The sequence below is a fragment of the Halorubrum sp. SP9 genome, assembly GCF_005435015.1.
GTDB lineage: Archaea > Halobacteriota > Halobacteria > Halobacteriales > Haloferacaceae > Halorubrum > Halorubrum sodomense.
The window spans coordinates 1-2,554 of record NZ_SGXU01000071.1; the positions used below are offsets into that span (position 1 = coordinate 1).

The 2,554-nt window shown below is 51.7% G+C and carries 4 protein-coding genes; 3 read left to right on the forward strand and 1 reads right to left on the reverse strand.

Features of this window, described 5'->3' with window-relative positions:
• The 3 genes from EXE45_RS20775 to EXE45_RS16285 form a co-directional block, all read left to right on the forward strand.
• Positions 1–294, forward strand: a 294-nt coding sequence (locus EXE45_RS20775) for a hypothetical protein (protein WP_206750480.1), incomplete at its 5' end; no start/stop codon positions are given.
• Between the two features lie 190 nt (positions 295–484).
• Entirely contained in the window at positions 485–706 is a 222-nt protein-coding gene (locus EXE45_RS16280) for a winged helix-turn-helix transcriptional regulator (RefSeq protein ID WP_137694939.1), read from the forward strand.
• A 5-nt stretch (positions 707–711) separates the two neighbouring features.
• A complete protein-coding gene (locus EXE45_RS16285) occupies positions 712–1,620 on the forward strand; it encodes a hypothetical protein (RefSeq protein ID WP_137694940.1) in 909 nt (302 codons plus the stop codon).
• Here the strand turns inward: EXE45_RS16285 and EXE45_RS16290 are convergent.
• A partial coding sequence (locus tag EXE45_RS16290; RefSeq protein WP_241989501.1) for a hypothetical protein occupies positions 1,573–2,554 on the reverse strand: 982 nt, incomplete at its 5' end. The genes EXE45_RS16285 and EXE45_RS16290 overlap by 48 nt on opposite strands.

Genomic DNA, 2,554 nt, shown 5'->3' on the forward strand with positions numbered 1-2,554 from the left:
GTAGAACACGCCGTCGGCGTCATTGCGGCGCGCGCAGAGTTGACACCAGAAATGGTGATTCGTCGGTTCCCACGTTCGGTGGCCGCGGGGACAGAGGAACCGCCACCGATCTGCGTCATCTTCGATCCGCACAACTTCCTTTGGAGGCATCACCTCACGCCGACGAGGGGGGATATAAAAGCCGAAATCCTTGTACGGGGACTGAAAGTGAAACTGATGCGGAGCGAGTCCGCTGGTTGCTGCGCGATCACGTCCGCCGTGGGGGGATTGAATACCCCCGGCCGTGTTTGCTGACATGGCTTTCGTGCCTGACTCACGGAAGCCCGTGCGGGCCTGCTGCTCCAGCAGCGAGGCCCGGCTTTTGGAATGCTCCCGTTAGTGACGAAATTGTATTGACATCACATAGTTCTATCGCTGTAACTGGTTACAGTATAATGATTAAATTACGAGAACGATTTAGTGTTACGAATTTGAATTGGGCACAATGGCCGGACGAAAAGAGACAGTCTCCGATTCTGAGATCATTTCTATATTCAATGAGTCAAGTGACCCGGTTTTGACCACGTCTGAGGTAGCAGAGGAGTTGGATTTCTCACTATCAGGGACAAGAAAGAGATTATATCAACTCAATGAAGACGGGATTATAGATATGAAAAAAGCAGGGAATAGTCCAGTATGGTGGCTGTCTACGGATAGACAGAGCTGAGTGAGATGATTGGTGAAAGTCAGGATAAGCTGATAGACAAAATAAACACTCGGAGTCTACAGGAGCACTTAAATAGACAATTAGAGATATATAAGCACACACAAGTAAGAGCGGAAAGAATAATTCAGTTATTAATAGCATCGGCCGCTGTAATTGCTACTTTTGGAGATCCTGAAGTATTCCGTAGAATTGGTGAGTTGTACCTTGATTTGCTTACTGTGGATGTTTTAATTGAACCGTTTGTGATTTTATCACCTGAAGAGCAATCTGAAGTTCTGAGTTTCTTGGGGGTTCCTCTTAGTACTCTGCTTTTTATTTTAGGGGTATTGTTACTGGTCGATTCGGTGGTTTGGTCGGTTGATGTGATTAGGATGCCGCGTCCTCGACCGTATATGAGTGGAAAGGGTCTGGGAATCGTGAATTTTTCTCGGGAAGAGCTTGATTATATATCAAATCTTGGATATAATACCGTAGGAACTGAGTCAGAGCGGTTGAAGAGTGACATAAAATACAATGTCATTGTCCTAAGTAGGGTTGAACAGTATCTGAATCGATCATATACGACACTCGCCATGGGATTATTCACATTATTCGTGTCAACTCTCCCATATTCCGCAGAATTGGCAGATGATATTAGCATTCTGACTGCTATGCTGGTGGCTATTTTTACTTCAGTGACAATGGGTGTTCTATTATTTATTGGTGATCTGCTTATTTCTGGAATCAAAAAAGTGGAAGTGCGAAAGCGTAATATCCCAGTTCCTGAAGCACTGTATCGATTGTATAGAAGATCGGCTGGAGTAAATATGGTACATATTTTAATTTATACTTTTGGTAGTGTCATACTAATGATCACCTACCTATTCTCATTTACTGTCACCAGTATTTGGCTTGTAGAAGTAGGTCTGATATGAAAGCGCGACCCCCCACAAGGAGGGGTCGCGCAGGCTCCCGCCCACTGAAAGGGGTGGGTGGGTCGAAGGGTAGTTCACCGTGTTAGGTTGCTGGTCCGCGGTCGCGCAGCTCGTCGAGGAGATCGGGCCAGTCGAGGTCGAGTGAGAAGAGGTCCGGTTCGAGGTTCCAGTTCCACGGAGCGGCGTCGTCAGGGTCCGGTTCCGCGGTCGCGGGTTCTCGACGGTCCCACCGAACAGCTGGTTCGTCGGCTTGTCAGCATCAGCGGGCCAATCCGCGAAGAAGTCGACCTCTTTCTTCGAGTGTTTGAAGTACGCCGTCGTGAACAGCCGTTTCAGCTCCGGGTGACAGTCCTTCCCTGTGTGGAAAACCGTTCCGAAGACGTCGACGTTGATCTTCGCCATCCGCTTGGCGAGCGGGGAGAACTGTGCCGCGACCTCGTAGCTGTTCGTCCGCGCGTCGAAGTGCGTCGATCCCTCGTCGATGAACACGAACTTCGGCCGGTCGCGATGCTCGATACACGTCACGGCGAGGTCGTGCGCGCTGGTCACCACGAGGTCCGTCCGAGGCCAGGTGCGCGAATTCGAGATGACGAGGAGATCGTCGACGGTCGCGGAGCGGAGTTCCGCCAGCAGCGCCATCAGGTTCGTCTTCCCCGTGTTCGGGTTCCCGGCGCCGCCGATGAACGCAGTCGCGTCGTTGTTCGTCATCACGTCGTCAAGCCGTAGCGGGAGCCGCAGCGCGGAGCCGTCTAGGTCCTGCTCGGTGATTCCGACGAGATGCGAGAGCATCAGGGAGTTGCCGGAGCGAATCGCTTCGGACGCCTTCCGCGACTGCTGGGTCCGGTCGACGAGGTCGAGCAGCTGCGAGTCCTGGACAAGCTCCGGGTCGAGGTCGTTGAGGAAGACCGACGCCGACACGTCGTCCGGGTCGATC

Coding starts and splice junctions, on each gene's coding strand:
- EXE45_RS16285 (WP_137694940.1), top strand. CDS start 712: ATGATTGGTGAAAGTCAGGATAAGCTGATAGACAAAATAAACACTCGG.
- EXE45_RS16280 (WP_137694939.1), top strand. CDS start 485: ATGGCCGGACGAAAAGAGACAGTCTCCGATTCTGAGATCATTTCTATA.